This window comes from Streptomyces sp. RerS4, assembly GCF_023515955.1.
Classification (GTDB): Bacteria; Actinomycetota; Actinomycetes; order Streptomycetales; family Streptomycetaceae; genus Streptomyces.
Genome location: NZ_CP097322.1, coordinates 6,055,498 through 6,078,050, shown reverse-complemented (window position 1 = coordinate 6,078,050; position 22,553 = coordinate 6,055,498). Strand labels below are relative to the sequence as shown.

1 protein-coding gene is annotated in these 22,553 nt (G+C 75.5%); it reads right to left on the bottom strand.

Features of this window, described 5'->3' with window-relative positions; translation table 11 throughout:
- Window positions 1-23: 23 nt before the first annotated feature.
- On the bottom strand, window positions 24-22,553 hold the full coding sequence (locus M4D82_RS27400) for an SDR family NAD(P)-dependent oxidoreductase (protein WP_502989092.1): 22,530 nt from the start codon (window positions 22,551-22,553) through the stop codon (window positions 24-26).

Below are 22,553 nucleotides of genomic sequence, written 5' to 3'. Positions count from 1 at the left end.
GGTGGTGGGGCGGAGCCGCCGCGTCATGAGATGCCGAACTCCTTGCCGATGAAGTCGAAGAGGTCGTCGTCGGTCGCGCTCTCCAGTGCCTCCGCCACCTGGGCGCCGTCGGGGTCGGCGGCCGGGCTCGCCTCGTCCCCGACCTCGCTCCACGCGGTGAGCAGCGCCTGGAGGCGCTCGGTGATGCGGTCGCGGCCGGCGGAGTCGGGCGTCGAGGTGACGAGCGTCTTCTCCAACCGGTCCAGTTCGGCGAGCAGCGGGGGCACGGCGGCCGCGCCGTCCTGCCAGAGCTCGTCACGCAGGTACTCCACCAGCGCCGTCGGCGTCGGGTAGTCGAAGACGAGGGTGGCGGGGAGGCGTACGCCGGTCGCGGCGCCGAGGCGGTTGCGGAGTTCGACGGCGGTCAGCGAGTCGAAGCCGACCTCGTTGAACGAGCGTGCCGGGTCGACCGCTTCGGGGCCGGCGAAGCCGAGCACTCCCGCGACGTACGTGCAGACCAGCTCCAGCAGCGCTTCGTCCAGGGCGGCCGGGGAGAGCCCGGAGAGGCGGCTGCGCAGCTCCGCCGCGCCGTCCGTCCCGGGGGTGCCGGCGACGCCGGCGGCCCGGCGGGCGGGGGTGCGTACGAGGCCGGACAGCAGCGGCGGGAGCATTCCGGTGCCGGCCTGGGCGCGCAGGGCGGCCAGGTCCAGCTTGACCGGCACCAGCAGCGACTGCCCGGCGGCCGAGGCGGCATCGAACAACGCCACACCTTCCGCCGCGGACAGGGCGTTCACGCCGCCCCGGCCGAGGCGCGAGACCTCCTCGGCGTCCAGTGCGCCGCCCATGCCGCCGACCTCGGCCCACAGGCCCCAGGCGAGGGAGGTGGCGGCCAGGCCCTTGGCCCGGCGGTGCGCGGCGAGGGCGTCGAGGAACACGTTCCCCGCCGCGTAGTTGGCCTGGCCCGCGCCACCGAAGACACCGGCGGCGGAGGAGAAGAGGACGAACGCGGACAGATCGAGATCGGCGGTCAGCTCGTGCAGGTTCCACGCCGCGTCCACCTTCGGACGCAGTACGGCCGACAGCCGCTCGGCCGTCAGGGACCCGATCACGCCGTCGTCCAGGACACCCGCCGTGTGCACGACGGCCTTGAGCGGGTGCTCGGCCGGGATCGCGGCCAGTACGGCCGACAGCGCGTCCCGGTCGGCCACGTCGCAGGCCGCCCAGGTGACCTCGGCGCCCAGACCGGCCAGCTCGGCCGACAACTCGGCGGCGCCTTCGGCGGCTTCGCCCCGACGGCTGACCAGCAGCAGGTGCCGTACGCCGTGCTCGGCGACCAAGTGCCGGGCGAACAGCCCGCCCAGCGAACCACTCGCACCCGTCACCAGCACCGTGCCCTCGGCATCCCACTCCGCGGCGGAGCCGGCGGTCGCGGCGCGGCCCAGCCTCGGGACCAGCACCGATCCGCCCCGCACGGCCACCTCGGACTCGCCCGAGGCGAGGACGGCGGGCAGGGCCCGGTAGGACGCGTCCGTTCCGTCCGTGTCGGCCAGCACGATGCGGCCCGGGTTCTCCGACTGGGCCGAGCGCAGCAGACCCCACACCGGAGCGTGGACCAGGTCCGGGACGTCCTCGCCCGGTACGGCGGCCACCGCGCCCCGCGTCAGGACCAGCAGGCGCGAGTCGGCGAACCGGTCGTCGGCCAGCCACTCCTTCAGCAGTTCCAGCACCCGCCGGGTCTCGGCGTGCACCGCGCCCGCCACGTCCTGCGGGTCGCTCACCGCCGTCAGCGGTACGCAGACCAGAGCCGGGGCCGCGAGGTCCGCGAGGCCGGTGTGGGCCTCGTAGCGCACGCCCACCGCGTCGAGTCCGGTGTGGCCGTCGGCGAGCAGGGCCCAGGGGCGCTGCTCGGCGGCGGGCACCGGGGTGAGCCGGACCGACGTCCACTCGACCTGGAACAGCGACTCCACACGTCCGCCGCGTGCCGCGCCGATCTGCTCGGGCGAGACGGCCCGCAGCGCGAGCGACTCGACCGAGGCGACCGGTGCGCCCGCCGGGTCGGCGAGCTCCAGCGACACGGCGTCGCGGCCGGCCGGGGCCAGGCGGACCCGTACGGCGGAGGCGCCGGCCGCGTGGAGCCGTACGCCGCTCCAGGCGAAGGGCAGGCGGCCCTGGCCGGTGTTCTCGACGAGGGCGCCGAGGCCGGCCGCGTGGAGGGTGGCGTCGAGGAGGGCCGGGTGCAGGCCGAACCAGTCGGCCGTGGCGGCGGTCTCCTCGTCGAGGCTCACCTCGGCGTACACGGCGTCGCCGTGGAGCCAGGCCGAGCGCAGGCCCTGGAAGGCCGGGCCGTAGTCGAACCCGGCCGCGGCGAGGCCCGCGTAGAGACCGTCGATGTCCACCGCTTCGGCTCCGGCCGGCGGCCAGACCGTGAGGTCGGGCGCCGGGGCCGGGGCGTCGTCGCCGGTGGCTCCGGTGGCTCCGGTGGTGAGAACGCCGGTGGCGTGCCTCGTCCACGGCTCCTCGGCGGGGCTGTCCTCGTCGCGGGAGTACAGGGACAGGGCGCGTCGGCCGGTCTCGTCGGCTCCGGCGACGGAGAGCCGCAGTTGGACTCCGCCGCGCTCGGGGAGGACGAGCGGGGCCTCCAGCGTCAGTTCCTCCAGGACGTCGCAGCCGACCTGGTCGCCGGCGCGGACGGCCAGTTCCACGAAGGCCGTACCGGGCAGGAGGACCGAACCGAGGACGGCGTGGTCCGCGAGCCAGGCGTGGGTGGCCGTCGACAGCCGGCCGGTGAACAGGAACCCGTCCGAGTCGGGCAGTTCGACGGCCGCGCCGAGCAGCGGGTGGTCCGTCGTGCCGAGGCCGAAGCCGGCGGCGTCGCCCGGGGCGTGCTGTCCGCCCGCGGCCGAGTCGAGCCAGTACCAGTCGCGCTGGAACGCGTAGGTGGGCAGCTCGACCTGGCGGGCGCCGATCGGGGCGAAGTACGCCTCCCAGTCCACGCTCGCGCCGTTGGTGTGGGCGAGGGCGAGGGCGGTGTTCAGCGTCTCGGGCTCGGGGCGGCCGGTGCGCAGGGCGGGCGCGAAGCGGGCCGCGCCGTCCCGGGTCAGGCAGTCCTGGGCGAGGGCGGAGAGGACGCCGTCGGGGCCGAGTTCGAGGTACGTGGTCACGCCGGCGGCTTCCAGGGCGCGGATGCCGTCGAGGAAACGGACGGCCTCGCGGACGTGGCGGACCCAGAAGTCGGCCGTGGCCATCTCGTCGGTGACGAGCGCGCCGGTGAGGCAGGACACGATCGGGATGCGCGGGGTGGCGTAGGTCAGGTCCTCGGCGACCTTGCGGAAGTCGGCCAGCATGCCGTCCATGTGGGGCGAGTGGAAGGCGTGGCTGACGGTGAGCCGCTTGGTCTTGCGGTCGGGGAAGGCCGCGGCGATCTTGACCGCCGCGTCCTCGTCACCCGCGATGACGACGGAGTTGGGGCCGTTGATCGCGGCGATGCTCACGCGGTCCGTCAGCAGCGGCTGGACCTCGTCCTCCGAGGCCTGGACGGCGATCATCACGCCGCCGGTGGGCAGCGCCTGCATCAGCCGGCCGCGCGCGGCCACCAGCGTGCACGCGTCGTCCAGGGACAGCACCCCGGCGACGTGCGCGGCGGCGATCTCACCGATGGAGTGCCCGGACAGGAAGTCCGGCTTGACGCCCCACGATTCGAGCAGCCGGAACAGGGCCACTTCGACGGCGAACAGCGCCGGCTGCGTGTACTCGGTCCGATCCAGGAGTTCAGCGTCCGCGCCGAACAGCGCGTCCTTCAGCGGAAGTTCCAGCCGCTCGCAGACCGCGTCCAGCGCGGCGGCGAACACCGGGTGGGCGGCGTGGAGTTCGCGGCCCATGCCGAGGCGCTGGCTGCCCTGGCCGGTGAACAGGAAGGCGAGCTTCCCGGCTCCGGCGGCGCCCACGGTGCCGTGGATCACCGAGGCGGCGGACACGTCACCGTTCTCCAACGCCACCAGAGCGCGTAGCAGTTCTTCCCGGCCGTCGGCCACGACCACCGCGCGGTGGTCGAAGGCGGCGCGACGGGTGGCCAGCGAGTAGGCCAGGTCGCAGGTGCCGGCCTCGGGCGTCTGGGCCAGGTGGGCGCGCAGGCGGGCCGCCTGGGCGCGCAGAGCGTCCGCCGACTTCGCGGACAGGACGTACGGCAGCACCGGCGCCGTGCCGGTCTCGGTGGCGGTCATCGCGACCTCGTCCGGGGCCTGCTCGATGATCGTGTGCGCGTTGGTGCCGCTGATGCCGAACGAGGACACGCCGGCCCGGCGCGGGCGGCCCGTCTCCGGCCACGGCACGGACTCCGTCAGGAGGGTGACGGCGCCGTCCTCCCAGTCCACGTGCGGGGTCGGCTCGTCCACGTGCAGGGTCTTGGGCAGGACGCCGTGCCGCATCGCCATGATCATCTTGATCACGCCGGCGACACCGGCGGCGGCCTGCGTGTGGCCCATGTTCGACTTGATCGAGCCCAGCCACAGCGGCTCGTCCGCCCCGCGCTCCCGACCGTAGGTCGCCAGCAGCGCCTGCGCCTCGATCGGGTCGCCGAGCGTCGTGCCCGTCCCGTGCGCCTCGACCACGTCGATCTGGTCGCTGCTCAGTCCGCCGGAGGCGAGGGCCTGCCGGATGACGCGCTGCTGCGAAGGCCCGTTCGGGGCGGTCAGGCCGTTGGAGGCGCCGTCCTGGTTGATCGCCGAGCCGCGGACCACCGCGAGGATCGGGTGGCCGTTGCGGCGGGCGTCCGAGAGCCGCTCGACGAGCAGCATGCCCGCGCCCTCGGCCCAGCTGGTGCCGTCGGCGGCGGCGGCGAAGGACTTGATGCGGCCGTCGGCGGCCAGGCCGCGCTGGCGGCTGAATTCGGTGAAGGTGCCCGGCGTCGACATGACCGTGACACCACCGGCCAGCGCCATCGTGCACTCGCCGTTGCGCAGGGCCTGGATCGCCCAGTGCAGGGCGACCAGGGACGACGAGCACGCGGTGTCGACGGTGACCGCCGGCCCCTCCAGGCCGAACGCGTAGGACACGCGGCCCGAGGCGATGCTGCCGGAGTTGCCGGTGCCGAGGTAGCCCTCGACGCCGTCGGGCACGGACGTGATGCGGGTCGCGTAGTCGTGGTACATGATGCCCGCGAACACGCCGGTCCGGCTGCCGCGCAGGGTGGCCGGGTCGATGCCGGCCCGCTCGAAGGCCTCCCACGAGGTCTCCAGCAGCAGGCGCTGCTGCGGGTCCATCGCCACGGCCTCGCGCGGCGAGATCCCGAAGAACGCAGGGTCGAAACGGCCCGCGTCGTGCAGGAAGCCGCCGGAGCGGGTGTAGCTGGTGCCCTTGCCGTCCGGGTCCGGGTCGTACAGCGACTCCAGGTCCCAGCCGCGGCCCCGCGGGAACTCCGAGATGGCGTCGACGCCGCCCACCACCAGGCGCCACAGGTCCTCGGGGGTCTCGACCCCGCCGGGGTAGCGGCAGCTCATGCCGACGATCGCGATCGGGTCGTCCTGGAACGAGGTGCCCAGGGCGGCGACCGGCGGGAACGCGGCCGCCTCGGCCGCCTCCCCGTCCCCGGTCAGGCCCAGCACCTCGGTCCGCAGGTAGGCGGCGAGGGCGTTCGGCGTCGGGTAGTCGAAGACGAGCGTGGCGGGCAGCCGTTCGCCCGTCGCGGCGCCGAGGCGGTTGCGAAGTTCGACGGAGGTCAGGGAGTCGAAGCCGAGCTCCTTGAAGGCCCGGTCGGCCGACACCTCGGCGGTCGAGGCGTGCCCGAGTACGGCGGCCACCTCGGCCCGCACCATGTCCAGCAGCGCCTGCTCCCGCTCGGCCGCCGGCAGCGCCGCCAGTCGGGTGCGCAGCGCGGACCCGTCGACCGTGGCGCCCTGCCCCGCCGCCCGGCGGGCCGGTACGCGGACCAGTCCGCGCAGCAAGTCGGGAACCATGCCGCTACGGGCCTGGGCGCGCAGGGCGGCGAGGTCGAGCGGGAGGGGCACGAGCAGCGGCTCGGCGGTGCGGCGGGCCGCGTCGAAGAGGGCGAGGCCCGTCTCCGGGGAGAGGACGCCGATGCCGCCGCGGTTGATGCGTTCGCGGTCACCGTCGGCGAGGTCGCCGCCCATGCCGCCGACGCCGGTCCACAGGCCCCAGGCGAGGGAGGTGGCGGCGAGGCCCTGGGCTCGGCGGTGGGTGGCGAGGGCGTCGAGGAAGGTGTTGGCCGCCGCGTAGTTGGCCTGACCGGCGCCACCGAAGACACCGGCGGCGGAGGAGAACAGGACGAACGCGGACAGGTCGAGGTCGGCGGTCAGCTCGTGGAGGTTCCACGCCGCGTCCACCTTCGGACGCAGTACGGCCGACAGCCGCTCGCTCGTGAGGGACCCGATGATGCCGTCGTCCAGGACACCGGCCGTGTGCACGACGGCCTTGAGCGGGTGCTCGGCGGGGAGGGCGGCCAGTACGGCGGCCAGCGCGTCCCGGTCGGCCACATCGCAGGCCGCCCACGACACGTCAGCCCCCAGCTCGGCGAGTTCGACGGACAGGTCGGAGGCACCCTCGGCGGCCTCACCGCGACGGCTGACCAGCAGCAGGTGCCGTACGCCGTGCTCGGCGACCAAGTGCCGGGCGAACAGCCCACCCAGCGAACCACTCGCACCGGTCACCAGCACCGTGCCCTCGACGTCCCATGCGGCAGCCTCCTCGGAGACCGCCGTACGCGCCAGCCTCGGCACCAATACCGAGCCTCCGCGCACCGCCACCTCGGACTCGCCGGTGGCCAGGGCGGCCGACAGCCCGTCGGCGGGGTCGGTCCCGGCGTCGAGGTCGACCAGGACGATGCGGCCCGGGTTCTCCGACTGCGCCGAGCGCACCAGACCCCACACCGGAGCGTGCACCAGGTCCGACACGCCCTCGCCCGGTACGGCCTCCACCGCACCCCGCGTCAGGAACACCAGGCGCGACCCGGCGGACTGCTCGGCCGCCTGCCACTCCTGGAGCAGCCCGAGCACCCGGGTGGTCCCGGCGTGCACGGCGGCGGCCACGTCCGCACCGGTCGGCTCCAGGCAGGACACCACCGTCGCGGCGGCGGTCCCGTCGCCCTCGCCCCACATCGACCAGTCCGCGAAGGAACCTGCCGGCGCGGCCGACTCCGCCCACTCGACCCGGAACAGGGCGTCGCGGGTCAGGTCCGGGGCAGTGTTCAGCTGGTCGCGGCTCACGGCCCGCAGGGCCAGGCCGGCGACCGAGGCCACCGGGGCTCCGGTCGCGTCGGCGATGACGAGGGCCACCTCGCCGTTCCGAGCCGTGGTCAGGCGTACCCGCAGCTCGGCGGCGCCGACCGCGTGCAGGCGGACACCGGACCAGGAGAACGGGAGCCGTCCTTCGCCGCTGCCGGCGCTCTCCGTGCCGCGCAGTCCGAGCGCGTGCAGGGCCGCGTCGAGCAGGGCCGGGTGCAGGCCGAACCGGGCGGCCTCCTCGGCCGCCCCCTCGGGGAGCGCGACCTCGGCGTAGTACGCGCCGTCGTGCCGCCAGGCGGCCCGCAGGCCCTGGAACACCGGCCCGTAGCCGAAGCCGGAGTCCGCGAGGCCCTCGTACAGGCCCGCCACGGGGACGGGCTCCGCGCCGGCGGGCGGCCACTCGGTGAGGTCCTGCGGGGCGGACTCGGCCCCGACCGCGAGCACACCGACGGCGTGCCGCGTCCACGGCGCGTCCGTGTCGACGCCCTCGGGGCGCGAGTGGAGGGCGAGGCTACGGCGCCGGCCCGACGGATCGGCGGCTCCGACGGCGAGCCGCAGCTGTACACCGCCCTGCTCGGGCAGCACCAGGGGGGCTTCCAGGGTGAGTTCGTCGACCAGGTCACAGCCGACGTGCTCGCCGGCCCGGAGCGCCAGCTCGACGAAGGCCGTGCCGGGCAGGAGGGCCGCGCCCATGACCCGGTGGTCCCCGAGCCAGGGGTGGGTGGTCAGCGACAGGCGGCCGGTGAAGAGTTGGCCGTCGGAGTCGGGCAGTTGGACCTCGGCGCCGAGCAACGGGTGGTCGGCGGCGCCGATTCCGGCCGCGGTGACGTCGCCGTCCGCGCGGCCGGCGTCGAGCCAGTAGACGCCGCGCTGGAAGGCGTACGTGGGCAGGTCGACGGGCTGGGCGCCGTACGGGCCGTAGAACGTCGGCCAGTCCACGGCGGTGCCGCGCACGTAGGCGGTGGAGAGCGCCGAGAGCAGCGTCTCGGTCTCGGCGCGACCGGCGCGCAGGGCGGGAGCGAAGGCGGCGGAGCCGGTGTCGTCGGCCAGGCAGGCCTGCGCCATCGCGGAGAGGACGCCGTCGGGACCGAGCTCGACGTACGTGGTCACGCCCGCCGCCTCCAGGGCGCGGACGCCGTCCAGGAAGCGGACCGCCTCGCGGACGTGGCGGACCCAGAAGTCCGCCGAGCCCATCTCGTCGGAGACCAGAGCGCCCGTCAGGTTGGAGACGATCGGGATCCGCGGGGCCGCGAAGGACAACCCCTCCACCACCCGGCGGAACTCGTCCAGCATGCCGTCCATGTGCGGCGAGTGGAACGCGTGGCTGACCGTGAGGCGCTTGGACTTCCGGTCCGGGAAGGCCTCCACGATCGCGACGGCCGCGTCCTCGTCACCGGCGACGACCACCGACGTCGGACCGTTGATCGCGGCGATGCTCACCCGGTCCGTCAGCAGCGGCAGGACCTCCTCCTCCGACGCCTGAACGGCGATCATCACCCCGCCGGACGGCAGCGCCTGCATCAGCCGGCCACGGGCGGCCACCAGCGTGCACGCGTCCTCCAGGGAGAACACACCCGCCACATGCGCGGCCGCGATCTCACCGATCGAGTGCCCGGACAGGAAGTCCGGCTTCACACCCCACGACTCGACCAGCCGGAACAAGGCCACTTCCAGGGCGAACAGCGCCGGCTGGGCGAACTCCGTCCGATCCAGCAACTCCGCGTCCGCACCGAACAGCACGTCCTTCAGCGGCAATTCCAGCCGCCCGCACACCGCGTCCAGCGCCTCCGCGAACACCGGGAAGGCCTCGTACAGCTCACGCCCCATCCCGAGGCGCTGACTGCCCTGGCCCGTGAACAGGAGGGCGAGCTTCTCGCCCGCCGCCGACGAGCCCTGGGCGAGGCCGGCAGCCCCGCGACCCTCGGCGAGGGCCGTCAGGCCGGCGCGGAAGCCGTCCCGGTCCGACGCGACGATGCCGGCGCGGTGCTCGAAGACAGCGCGGGTGGTCGCCAACGCGGCGCCGACGGCGGTGAGTTCGGCGTCCGGGTGGGCGTCGAGGTGGGACAGGAGCCGCTCGCCCTGGGCGCGCAGGGCCTCGGGGGTGCGGGCGGTCAGGTGCCACGGCAGGGCGGTGGCAGGCGCGGCCGGAGCGGCGACCGGAGCGACGACCGGGGTGTCGGCCGGGGTCTCGGGGAGTTCGACGATGGCGTGCGCGTTGGTGCCGCTCATGCCGAAGGAGGAGATGCCGGCGCGGCGCGGGCGACCGGTCTCGGGCCAGGGGCGCTGCTCGGTGAGGAGCGCGACGGCGCCCGCCGACCAGTCCACGTGCGGGGACGGCTCGTCCACGTGGAGGGTCTGGGGCAGGATGCCGTGGCGCATGGCCTGGACCATCTTGATGATGCCCGCGACGCCGGCGGCGGCCTGCGTGTGGCCGAAGTTGGACTTGATGGAGCCCAGCCACAGCGGGTTGTCCTCGGGGCGGTCCTGGCCGTACGTGGCGAGCAGGGCCTGTGCCTCGATCGGGTCGCCGAGTCGGGTTCCCGTACCGTGCGCCTCGACGGCGTCCACCTCGGCGGCGCTCAGGCCGGAGTTGGCGAGGGCCTGGCGGATGACGCGCTGCTGGGACGGGCCGTTGGGGGCGGTCAGGCCGTTGGAGGCGCCGTCCTGGTTGACGGCGGTGCCGCGGACGACGGCGAGGACCTGGTGGCCGTTGCGGCGGGCGTCGGACAGCCGCTCGACCAGCAGCATGCCGACGCCCTCGCCCCAGGCGGTGCCGTCGGCGGCGGCGGCGAAGGGCTTGCAGCGGCCGTCGGCGGCCAGCCCGCGCTGGCGGCTGAACTCGGTGAACACGTCGGGGGTGGTGATGATCGTGACGCCGCCCGCGAGGGCGATGGAGCATTCGCCGGCGCGCAGGGCCTGCGCCGCGAGGTGCAGGGCGACCAGCGAGGACGAGCAGGCGGTGTCGACGGTGACGGCGGGGCCCTCGAAGCCGAACGTGTAGGAGACCCGGCCGGAGGCGATGCTGCTGGAGCCGCCGGTGCCGAGGTAGCCCTCGACGCCTTCGGGGACGGTGTTCAGGCGGGACACGTAGTCGTTGTGCATCTGGCCGACGAAAACGCCGACCTGCTGTCCGCGCAGGCCCGTCGGGTCGATCCCGGCCCGCTCGAACGCCTCCCAGGAGGTTTCCAGCAGCAGGCGCTGCTGCGGGTCCATGGCGAGGGCCTCGCGGGGGTTGATCCCGAAGAAGGAGGGGTCGAAGTGGTGGGCGTCGTAGACGAAGCCGCCCTCGCGGGCGTACGAGGTGCCGGGGTTGTCGGGGTCGGGGTCGTAGAGGGCGTCGGTGTCCCAGCCCCGGTCGGCGGGGAGGTCCGCGATGCCGTCGCGGCCTTCGGCGAGCAGCTCCCACAGGTCCTCGGGACTGCGCACGCCGCCGGGGAAGCGACAGCTCATGGCGACGATGGCGATGGGGTCGTCGGCCTCGGCGACGGCCGACCGGACCGTGAGGGCCGCGGCGGCGGCCGCGGCCTCGGAGCCGAGGAGTTCGTCCTTGAGGTAACCGGCGAGGACGGTCGGGGTCGGGTAGTCGAAGACGAGCGTGGCGGGCAGCCGGACGCCGGCGGTGGCGCCGAGGCGGTTGCGGAACTCGACGGCGGTCAGCGAGTCGAAGCCGAGGTCCTTGAAGGCGCGGCCGGGCTCGACGGCGTCGGGGGTGGCGTGGCCGAGGACGGCCGCCACCTGGTCGCGTACGAGGTCGAGGAGGAGCGTGTCGCGCTCGTTCTCGGGGAGTCGTACGAGCTGCTCCACCAGCGGCGTTCCGGTACGGGCGGCGCCCGCCTCGACGGCCCGGCGGGCGGGGGCCCGGACGAGGCCGCGCAGCAGCGCGGGGACCATGCTCGCGTCGGCCTGACGCAGCGGCGCGAGGTCGAGCCGCATGGGGACGAGGTGGGCGTCGCCGGTGCGGTGGGCGGTGTCGAGGAGGGCGAGGCCCTCTTCGGAGGAGAGGCCGAGGACGCCGGAGCGCGTCATGCGGTCCTTGTCGGCGGTGTCCAGCTCGCCGGTCATGCCGCTGGCCTCGGCCCACAGGCCCCAGCCGAGGGAGGTGGCGGGCAGGCCGTGGGCCTGGCGGTGGCGGGCGAGGGCGTCGAGGAAGACGTTCGCGGCGGCGTAATTGGCTTGGCCGGCGCCGCCGAAAGTGCCGGCGGCGGAGGAGAAGAGGACGAAGTCGGCCAGGTCGAGCCGGCGGGTCAGTTCGTGCAGGTGGAGCGCGGCGTCGGCCTTGGGCCGCAGGACGCGGTCGATGCGCTCGGGGGTGAGGGCCTCGGCGATGCCGTCGTCGAGGACGCCGGCGGTGTGGACGACGGCGGTCAGCGGGTGCGCGGCCGGTACGTCGGCCAGTAGCGCCGCGAGCGCGTCGCGGTCGGCGGCGTCGCAGGCGGCGACGGTGACCTCGGCGCCCAGGGCGCGCAGTTCGGCGGCGAGTTCGGCGGCGCCGGCGGCCTTCTCGCCGCGGCGGCTGGTGAGGACGATGCGGCGGGCGCCGCGGACGGTGACGGCGTGGCGGGCGACGAGCGCGCCGAGGGTGCCGGTGCCGCCGGTGATCAGGACGGTGCCGTCGGGGTTCCACTCGGCGGGCACGGTCAGCACGATCTTGCCGGTGTGGCGGGCCTGGCTGAGGTAGCGGAACGCCTCGGGGGCCTGGCGCAGGTCCCAGGCGGAGACCGGGATCGGGCGCAGGGCGCCGGCCTCGAAGAGGCCGAGCAGCTCGGTCAGCATCTCCTGGATGCGGTCGAGGCCGGCTTCGGTGAGGTCGAACGCCTGGTAGGTGACGTCGGGGTGGGCGGCGGCGACGTCCCGCGGATCGCGGACGTCGGTCTTGCCCATCTCCACGAAGCGGCCGCCGCGCGGCAGGAGCCGCAGCGAGGCGTCGACGAACTCGCGGGCCAGGGAGTCCAGGACGACGTCGACGCCGCGGCCGTCGGTGGCCGTGCGGAAGGTGTCCTCGAAGTCGAGGGTGCGGGAGGAGGCGATCCGGTCGTCGCTCAGGCCGAGTCCGCGCAGGGTGTCCCACTTGGCGGGACTGGCGGTGGCGTAGACGTCGGCGCCCCAGTGGCGGGCGAGTTGGACGGCGGCCATGCCGACGCCACCGGCGGCGGCGTGCACGAGGAGGCTCTCGCCGTCGCGCAGGCCGGCGAGGTCGTGCAGGGCGTAGTAGGCCGTCATGAAGACGATCGGTACCGCCGCGGCCTCGGCGAAGGTCCAGCCCTCGGGCATCGGGGCGATCATGCGGCGGTCGACGACGGCCAGCGGGCCGAACGCGCCGGGCAGCATGCCCATGACGCGGTCGCCGGGGGCGAGGTCGGTGACGCCGGGCCCGGTCTCCAGGACGAGGCCGGCGCCTTCGCTGCCCATCAGGCCGGGGTCGCCGGGGTACATGCCGAGGGCGTTGAGCACGTCGCGGAAGTTGAGGCCGGCGGCGCGTACGGCGACGCGGACCTGGCCGGGCTCCAGAGGTGCTTCGGATGCGGGGCTCGGGAGGAGGGTGAGGTGGTCGAGGGTGCCCTTGTCCTCGATGTCCATGCGCCAGGCGGAGCCGTCGGCGGGCGGGGTCAGGGGGGTGGTGGCGGGGACCTGGGCGAGGCGGGGGGCGTGGACGGTGCCGCGGCGGATCGCGAACTGCGGCTCGCCGGTGGCGAGGGCGGCGGCCAGCGTTTCGGCGGTGGCGTCGCCGTCGAGGTCGGCCAGGACGAAGCGGTCGGGGCTCTCCGACTGCGCGGAGCGGACCAGGCCCCAGACGGGGGCGTGGACCGGGTCGGCGAGGTCCCAGTCGCCCTGGGTGGCGACGGCGCCCCGGGTGACGAACACCAGGCGGGAGGCGGCGAGGCGGTCGTCGGCCGACCAGCCCTGCACCAGGGCGAGGGCCCGGTGCGTGGCGGCACGCACGGCGTCCGGGGTGAGCCCGTCCTCTGCGAGGGCGGCCGGGCAGGGGGCCAGGACGTACGCCGGGGCCGGGGCGCCCGCGTCGAGGGCGGCGGCGAGGGCCGCGAGGTCGGCGTGAACCGTGCCGGGCAGCGCGAAACCGCCGGCGCCGGTGCCGGTGTCGTGGCCGGAGGCCGAAGCCGGGGTAGGGGTGATGACGGCCCACGTGGCCGGGTCGGTGGTGGGGGTGGTGGGGAGGGGGACGGTGGGCCAGTCGAGGCGGAACAGGGACTCGTGGTGGGCGGTGCGCGAGGCGCCGGTGAGGCGGTCGGCGGAGACGGGCCGGACGATCAGCCGCTCGACGGCGGCGACGGGGGCGCCGGTGGTGTCGGCCAGCTGGAGGGAGAGGGCGTCCTCGCCGTCGGCGGTGAGGCGGACGCGCAGGGCGGCGGCGCCGACGGCGTGCAGGGCGACTCCGCGCCAGGAGAACGGCAGTCCGGCCTGGCGGCCGCCGTCGGGGGACGGCTGGACGAAGGTGGCGTGGAGGGCGGCGTCGAGGAGGGCGGGGTGGAGGCCGAACCGGGTGGCGTCCGTCTGGAGGCCGTCGGGCAGGGCCACCTCGGCGTAGACGTCCTCGCCGAGGGTCCAGGCGGCGCGCAGGCCCTGGAAGACGGGCCCGTAGGCGAAGCCGCCCCGGCCGAGGTGCTCGTAGAGGCCCTCCACAGTGACGGCCTCGGCGCCCGGCGGGGGCCAGGCGGTGAGGTCGAAGGCGGGGCGCGGGGCGCCGGTGGCGAGGACGCCCGCGGCGTGCCGGGTCCACGGCTCGTCGTCGGCGGCGTCCGGGTCGCCGGAGTACACGTCGAGCGTGCGGCGGCCGTCCGCGTCGGGGGCGCCGACCACGATCTGGAGGCGTACTGCGGTGTGCGGGGCCAGGACCAGCGGGGATTCGAGGGTGAGTTCCTCCAGGACGTCGCAGCCGGCCTGGTCGCCGGCGCGGATGGCCAGCTCGACGAAGGCGGTGCCGGGCAGCAGGACGGTGCCCATGACGGCGTGGTCGGCCAGCCACGGGTGGGTGTCGAGGGAGAGCCGGCCGGTGAAGAGGAAGCCCTCGCCGTCGGCGAGCGGGACGGCGGCGCCGAGCAGCGGGTGGTGGGCGGCGCCCAGACCCGCCGATTCGACGTCGCCGATGAACCCGGCGGGCGCTTCGAGCCAGAACCGGCGCCGCTGGAAGGCGTACGTGGGCAGGTCGACGCGGCGCGCGCCGGTCGGGGCGAAGTACGCGGACCAGTCGAGCGGGACGGCCCGGGTGTGGAGGGCGGCGAGGGCGGCGGCGAGCGCCTCGGCCTCGCCGCGGTCGCGGCGCAGGGCCGGAACGAACACGGCGTCGGCGGCGTCGGCGCCGTCGGCGGGCTCCGTGAGGCAGTCGCGGCCGAGGCCGGACAGCACGCCCTGCGGGCCCAGTTCGAGGTAGGTGGTGACGCGTTCGGCGTCCAGGGTGCGGATGCCGTCGAGGAAGCGGACGGCATCCCGGACGTGGGAGACCCAGTGCTCGGGGGTGCGCAGTTCGTCGCCCGCGAGGGCGCCGGTCAGGTGCGTCACGACGGGGAGGGTCGGCGCGTGATAGGTGAGGGAGGCGGCGATGTCGCGGAAGGCGTCGAGCATGCCGTCCATCAGCGGGGAGTGGAAGGCGTGGCTGACGGTGAGCCGCTTGGTCTGCCGGCCGCGGCGTTCGAACTCGGCGGCGATCTCCAGCGCGAGGGTCTCCTCGCCGGAGATGACGACGGCGGAGGCGGAGTTGACGGCGGCGATGCCGATCCGGTCCTCGTGGCCGGCGAGCAGCGGCAGGACCTCGTCCTCCGTGGCGGTCAGCGCGATCATCGCGCCGCCTTCGGGCAGTTCCTCCATGAGCCGGCCGCGGGCGGCGACCAGGGTGGCCGCGTCGGGCAGGGTGAGGACGCCCGCGACGTGCGCGGCGGTGATCTCGCCGATGGAGTGGCCGGCGACGAAGTCGGGGCGCAGGCCCCAGGATTCGACGAGGCGGTAGAGCGCGGTCTCCAGGGCGAACAGGGCGGGCTGGGTGTAGCCGGTCCGGTTCAGGAGGTCGCCGTCGGTTAGGTCGCCGTCCTCGGCGAACAGGACGTCCTTGAGGGGCTGTTCGAGGTGCGGGTCGAGCGCGGCGCAGACCTCGTCCAGGGCGGCGGCGAAGGCCGGGTGGGTGGCGTACAGCTCGCGGCCCATGCCGGGGCGCTGGCTGCCCTGTCCGGTGAAGAGGACGGCGAGCCGGCCGTCGGCGGTGTCGTGCCGGACGAGCCGGGCGCCGTCGCGGCCTTCGGCGAGCGCGGCGAGTCCGGTGAGGAGCGCGTCACGGTCGCCGGCGACGACGGCGGCCCGGCGGTCCAGGGCGGTGCGGGTGGTGGCCAGGGAGAACGCCACGTCGGCGGGGGTGGCCCCGGGGTGCGCGGCCAGCTGGTCGGCGAGTCGGGCGGCCTGGGCGCGCAGCGCGTCGGGGGTGCGGCCGGAGAGGACGAACGGCAGCGGGCTGCCTGCGGGAAGGGTCGCCTCGGGGGCGTCGTCGGCCGGGTCGGGCTCGGCGTTCTCGTCGGTGGGCGGCTGCTCGATGATGACGTGCGCGTTGGTGCCGCTGACGCCGAAGGAGGAGATGCCGGCGCGGCGGGGGCGGTCCGTCTCGGGCCAGGCGGCGGCCTCGGTCAGCAGCTCGACGGCGCCGGCGGTCCAGTCGATGTGCGGGGAGGGCTCGCCGATGTGCAGGGAGGCCGGGAGTACGCCGTGGCGCATGGCCTGGACCATCTTGATGATGCCGGCGGCGCCGGCGGCGGCCTGGGTGTGGCCGATGTTGGACTTGATGGAGCCCAGGCGCAGCGGCCGGTCCTCGGGGCGGCCCTGGCCGTAGGTGGCGAGGAGGGCCTGGGCCTCGATGGGGTCGCCGAGGGTGGTGCCGGTGCCGTGCGCCTCGACGGCGTCGACGTCGGCGGCGGTGAGGCCCGCGTGGGCGAGGGCCTCGCGAATGACGCGCTGCTGGGAGGGCCCGTTGGGGGCGGTGAGGCCGTTGGAGGCGCCGTCCTGGTTGACGGCGGTGCCGCGGACCACGGCGAGGATCGGGTGGCCGTTGCGGCGGGCGTCGGAGAGCCGCTCGACGAGGATCACGCCGGCGCCCTCGGCCCAGCCGGTGCCGTCGGCGTCGGCGGAGAAGGACTTGCAGCGGCCGTCGGTGGACAGGCCGCGCTGGCGGCTGAAGTCGATGAAGGTGTCCGGGGTGGACATGACGGTGACGCCACCGGCGAGCGCCATGTCGCACTCGCCGCTGCGCAGGGCCTGCGCGGCCAGGTGCAGGGCGACCAGCGAGGAGGAGCAGGCCGTGTCGATGGTGACGGCGGGGCCCTCCAGACCGAAGGTGTAGGAGATGCGGCCGGAGGCGACGCTGCCGGCGGTGCCGGTGCCGAGGTAGCCCTCCAGGCCCTCGGGGACGGCCGGCAGGCGCGTCAGGTAGTCGTGGTACATGACGCCGGCGAAGACGCCGGTGCGGCTGCCGCGCAGGGACGAGGGGTCGAGTCCGGCCCGTTCGAACGCCTCCCAGGAGGTCTCCAGCAGGAGCCGCTGGTGCGGGTCCATGGCGAGGGCCTCGCGCGGGTTGATGCCGAAGAGGTCCGGGTCGAAGTCGGCGGCGTCGTGCAGGAAGCCGCCGGTGCGGGTGTAGGAGGTGCCGGCGCGGCCGGGGTCGGAGTCGTAGAGCCCGTCGAGGTTCCAGCCGCGGTCGGTGGGGAACGGGGAGATCGCGTCGACGGAGCCGGCGACGAGCTGCCACAGCTCCTCGGGGGTGGTGACCCCGCCGGGGTAGCGGCAGGCCATGGCGACGATGGCGATGGGCTCGTCGGCGACGGCCGGCGAGCCGGCGCCGCCGTGGGCGGCGGGGGCGGTCTGGTCGCCGAGGATTTCGGTGCGCAGGAACGCGGCGAGGCTGTTGGGGGTGGGGTAGTCGAAGACGAGGGTGGCGGGCAGGCGGACGCCGGTGGCGGAGCCGAGGCGGTTGCGCAGTTCGACGGCGGTGAGCGAGTCGAAGCCGAGTTCCTTGAAGGCGCGGCCGGGGTCGACGGCGTCGGGGCCGGGGAAGCCGAGGACGGCGGCGACCTGGACGCGGACGGTGGCCAGCAGGAGCCGGTCGCGTTCGGCTGCGGTCAGCGGCAGGAGCCGCTCGGTGAGGCCGTCGGCGGGGGCGGCGCCCCGGTCGGCGGCCGTGCGGCGGCCGGCGGGCCGGACCAGGCCGCGCAGCAGCGGCGGGACCATGCTCGCGTCGGCCTGGCGCAGGGCGGCCAGGTCGAGGTGCATGGGGACGGCGGTGGGTTCGCCGCCGGCGCGGGCGGTGTCCATGAGGGCGAGGCCCTCGGCGGAGGACAGGGCGGCGACGCCGGCGCGGGAGATGCGTTCCAGGTCGGTGTCGGCGAGGTCGCCGGTCATGCCGCTGCGTTCGGCCCACAGGCCCCAGGCGAGCGCGGTGGCGGGCAGGCCCTCGGCGCGGCGGCGGTGGGCGAGGGCGTCGAGGAAGGTGTTGGCGGCGGCGTAGTTGGCCTGGCCGGCGGCGCCGAGGGTGCCGGCGGCGGCGGAGAACAGGACGAACGCGGCGAGGTCGAGGTCGCGCGTCAGCTCGTGCAGGTGCACGGCCGCGTCGACCTTGGCGGGCAGGACGTGGTCGACGCGCTCGGCGGTGAGCGCTTCGAGGATGCCGTCGTCGAGGACGCCGGCGGTGTGGACGACGGCGGTCAGGGGGTGCGCGGCCGGTACGTCGGCCAGCAGCGCGGCGAGCGCGTCGCGGTCGGCGGCGTCGCAGGCGGCCAGGGTGACCTCGGCGCCGAGGGCGCGCAGTTCGGCGAGGAGTTCGGGGGCGCCGGCGGCGGCCTCGCCGCGGCGGCTGGTCAGCAGCAGGCGGCGTACGCCGTGCTCGGTGACGAGGTGGCGGGCGACGAGCCCGCCGAGGGTGCCGGTGGCGCCGGTGACCAGGGCGGTGCCGTCGACGTCGAGCGGGCGGGCCTCCTGGCCGTCGGCGGCGGGCACGGCGGGGACGCGGCCGAGGCGGGGGACGACGGCGCGGCCCTCGCGCAGGGCGAGTTGCGGCTCGCCGGTGGCCAGCGCGGCGGGCAGGGCGCGCAGGGACTCCTCGCGCTCGTCCAGGTCGACGAGGACGAACCGGTCGGGGTGCTCGGACTGGGCGGAGCGCAGCAGGCCCCACAGCGGGGCGTGCGCGAGGTCGGCCACGTCGGCCGCGGCGGTGGTGGCGACGGCGCCGCGGGTGACGAACACGAGCCGGGAGAAGGCGAACCGGTCGTCGGCGAGCCAGGCCTGCGCCAGGTCGAGGGCGTGGTGCAGGGCGTCCGCGACGGCGGCGGGCAGGACGGCGTCGATCGGGGTCGGCCCCGCGGACGGCTCACCGGGTACGGGCACGAGGACGGCCTGCGGGACGGGGGCGCCCGCGTCGACGGCCGCGGCGAGGGCGGCGAGGTCGGGGTGGGCCGCGGCGGTCGGCAGGACGGCACCGAACCGGGAGGCGAGGCCCACGCCCGCGCCCTCGCCCACGCCTGCGGCCTCGCCGAGCAGGGCCCACTGGCCGGGGGCGACGGTCGTGGCGGAGGGCAGGGTCAGCGGGCTCCACTCGACGCGGAACAGCGCGTCGTGGAAGGCCGTACGGGCCGCCCGTACCTGGTCGGGGGTGACGGGACGCAGCAGCAGGGCGTCGACGCCCGCGACGGGCGCGCCGGTCTCGTCGGCGAGGTCGACGGAGACGGTGTCCCGGCCGGCGGGGGCGAGGCGCACCCGCAGGGCGCGGGCGCCGACGGCGTGCAGGGTGACGCCGCTCCAGGAGAACGGCAGGCGGCCGTGCTCGGTGTCCTCCAGCAGGGAGCCCATGCCCACGGCGTGCAGGGCGGCGTCGAGCAGGGCCGGGTGCAGGCCGAACAGGGCGGCTTCGGCGTGCGCCTGCTCGGGCAGGCGGACCTCGGCGAAGATCTCGTCGGCGCGCTGCCAGGCGCCGGTCAGGCCCTGGAAGACGGGGCCGTAGGCGAAGCCGGAGGCGGTGAGGTAGTCGTAGAGGCCCTCGACGGGGACGGCGGTGGCGCCCTGCGGGGGCCAGACCGCGAGGTCCGCGCCGGGGCGTACGGTGTCCCGCGCGGCCGGGGCGAGGAAGCCGGTGGCGTGCCGGGTCCAGGCGCCTTCGCCCCAGGTGTCGTCGGCGGCGTCCTCGGACCGGGAGTGCAGGGTCAGGGCGCGCCGTCCGTCGGCGTCGGGCGCGCCGACGGCGAGCTGGATCTGGACGCCGCCGTGCGGGGGCAGCGCCAGGGGCGCCTGGAGGGTGAGTTCGTCGAGGAGTTCGCAGCCGGTGTGCTCGCCGGCCTGGAGGGCGAGTTCCACGAAGGCCGTGCCGGGCAGCAGCACGGTGTCCATGACGGTGTGGTCGGCGAGCCAGGGGTGGGTGGCCAGGGAGAGCCGGCCGGTGAAGAGGTAGCCGTCGCCGTCGGCCAGGGCGATGGCCGCGCCGAGCAGCGGGTGGTCGGCGGAGCCGATGCCGGCGGCGGTGACGTCGCCGGCCCACGCGGTGGGCGGCTCGGGCCAGTACAGGCGGCGCTGGAAGGCGTACGTGGGCAGTTCGACGCGACGGCCGCCGCGGCCCGCGAAGACGGCGGACCAGTCCACCGCGACGCCGTGGACGTGGGCTCGGGAGACGGCGGCGGCGAACGCGGCCGGTTCGGGGCGGTCGGCGCGCAGGGTGGGTACGAAGACGAGGCCCTGGGGGGCGTCGTCGCCGTCCTGGTCGGTGAGGCAGTCCTGCGCGAGGGCGGTGAGGACCCCGCCGGGGCCGACCTCGATGAAGGTGGTGACGCCGAGCGCGGCGAGGCCGCGTACGCCGTCGAGGAAGCGGACGGCCTCGCGGACGTGGCGGACCCAGTAGTCGGCGGTGCAGATCTCCTCGGCGGTGACGGAGGCGCCGGTGAGGTTGGAGACGATCGGGATGACGGGCGGCGCGTAGGAGACGGCTTCGGCGGCCTCGCGGAACGCGTCGAGCATGTCGTCCATGAGCGGCGAGTGGAAGGCGTGGCTGACGGTGAGCCGCTTGGTGCGGCGGCCGCGGGCGCGCAGGGTCTCGGCGAGGGCCGTGGCGGCGTCCTCGTCGCCGGAGACGACCACGGAGCGGGGGCCGTTGACGGCGGCGATCGAGATCCGGTCGGTGAGGAGCGGGGTGACCTCGTCCTGCGTGGCCTCGACGGCGATCATCGCGCCGCCGGTCGGCAGGGCCTGCATCAGGCGGCCGCGGGCGGCCACGAGGGCGGCCGCGTCGGGGAGGGTGAGGACGCCGGAGACGTGGGCGGCGGCGAGTTCGCCGATGGAGTGCCCGATGAGGAAGTCGGCGGTAACACCCCACTGTTCGAGCTGCCGGTAGAGGGCGACCTCGACGGCGAACAGGGCGGCCTGGGTGTGGGCGGTCGCGTCCAGGAGGGCGGCCTCGGCGGTGCCCTCGGCGGCGAACAGGACGTCGTAGAGGGGCCGTTCGAGGTGGGGGTCGAGTGCGTCGCGGACCGCGTCGAGGGCGCGGGCGAACGCCGGGTGGGTGGCGTACAGCTCCCGGGCCATGCCGGGGCGCTGGCTGCCCTGGCCGGTGAAGAGGAAGGCGGTGTTGCCCTCGCCGACGGCGCCGACGACGGCGGTCGCGGGCTGCTCGCCGGCGGCGAGCGCGTCGAGGTCGGCGAGGAGCCGCTCGCGGTCGGCGGCGAAGAGGACGGCCCTGCGGTCCAGCGCGGAGCGGCTGGTGGCGAGGGAGAGGCCGAGGTCGGTGACCGACGCGGAGTCGGCGGCGAGTTCGGGGTGGGCGCGCAGGTGGGCGGCGAGGCGGGCCGCCTGGGCGCGCAGGCCCTCGTCGCCGTGGCCCGAGACGAGCAGCGGGACGGGTCCGCCGGCGGCTTGCGCGACGGTGTCGGCGTCGCCGGCGCCGGCGGCCTCCGTGACAGCCGGTTCTTCGACCGGCGGGGCCTGCTCGATGACCGTGTGGGCGTTGGTGCCGCTGACGCCGAAGGAGGAGATGCCGGCGCGGCGCGGCTGGCCCGTCTCCGGCCACGGCACGGCCCGGTCGAGCAGTTCGACGGCGCCGGTGGTCCAGTCGACGGCGGTGGACGGCTGGTCGATGTGCAGGGACTCGGGCAGGACGCCGTGCCGTATCGCCTCGACCATCTTGATGATGCCCGCGACGCCGGCGGCGGCCTGGGTGTGCCCGATGTTGGACTTGACGGAGCCCAGCCACAGCGGCCGGCCCTCGGGCCGGTTCTGGCCGTAGGTGGCCAGGATGGCCTGGGCCTCGATGGGGTCGCCGAGGGTGGTGCCGGTGCCGTGCGCCTCGACGGCGTCGACCTGCGCCGGGGTGAGCCCGGCGTTGGTCAGCGCCTGGCGGATGACGCGCTGCTGCGCCGGGCCGTTGGGCGCGGTCAGGCCGTTGGAGGCGCCGTCCTGGTTGATCGCGGAGCCCCGGACCACGGCGAGGACCGGGTGACCGTTGCGGCGGGCGTCGGAGAGCTTCTCCACGAGGAGCATGCCGACGCCCTCGCCCCAGCCGGTGCCGTCGGCGCCGTCGGCGAACGGCTTGCACCGGCCGTCGGGGGCCAGGCCGCGCTGCCGGCTGAACTGCACGAAGGCGCGCGGGCTGGACATGACCGTGACACCGCCCGCCAGGGCGAGGTCGCACTCGCCGCCGCGCAGCGCCTGCACCGCGAGGTGCAGGGCCACGAGCGACGCCGAGCAGGCGGTGTCGACGGTGACGGCGGGGCCTTCGAGACCGAACGTGTAGGAGAGGCGGCCGGAGACGACGCTCGCCGCGTTCCCGGTCAGGAGGTACTGCTCGACGCCCTGGGGGACCCCGTCGCGCAGCAGGTCGGGATAGTCCTGGCCGTTGGTGCCGATGAACACGCCGGCCTTGCAGCCGCGCAGGGTCACCGGGTCGATGCCCGCGCGTTCGAAGGTCTCCCAGGACGTTTCGAGCAGCAGGCGCTGCTGTGGGTCCATGCCGAGGGTCTCGCGCGGGCTGATCCCGAAGAAGCCGGCGTCGAACTCGCCGACCCCGTCGAGGAATCCGCCCTCGCGGGTGTACGAGGTGCCCCGCCGGTCGGGGTCCGCGTCGTACAGGGATTCGATGTCCCAGCCGCGGTCGGTCGGGAAGTCGGTGACGGCGTCCCGACCGCCCGCGACCAGGTCCCACAGGTCCTCCGGCGACTGGATGCCGCCGGGGAACCTACAGGCCATGCCGACGATCGCGATCGGCTCCGGCTCCCGGTCCTCGACCTCGCGCAGGCGCTGCCGCGTCTGGTGCAGATCGGCCGTCACCCGCTTCAGGTAGCCGATGATCTTGTCCTGATCCGCCGCCTGCTGCGCCAT

Bases quoted from the DNA above. Each gene is read 5' to 3' on its own strand.
- M4D82_RS27400 (WP_502989092.1), bottom strand. From the start codon at position 22,553: ATGGCGCAGCAGGCGGCGGATCAGGACAAGATCATCGGCTACCTGAAG.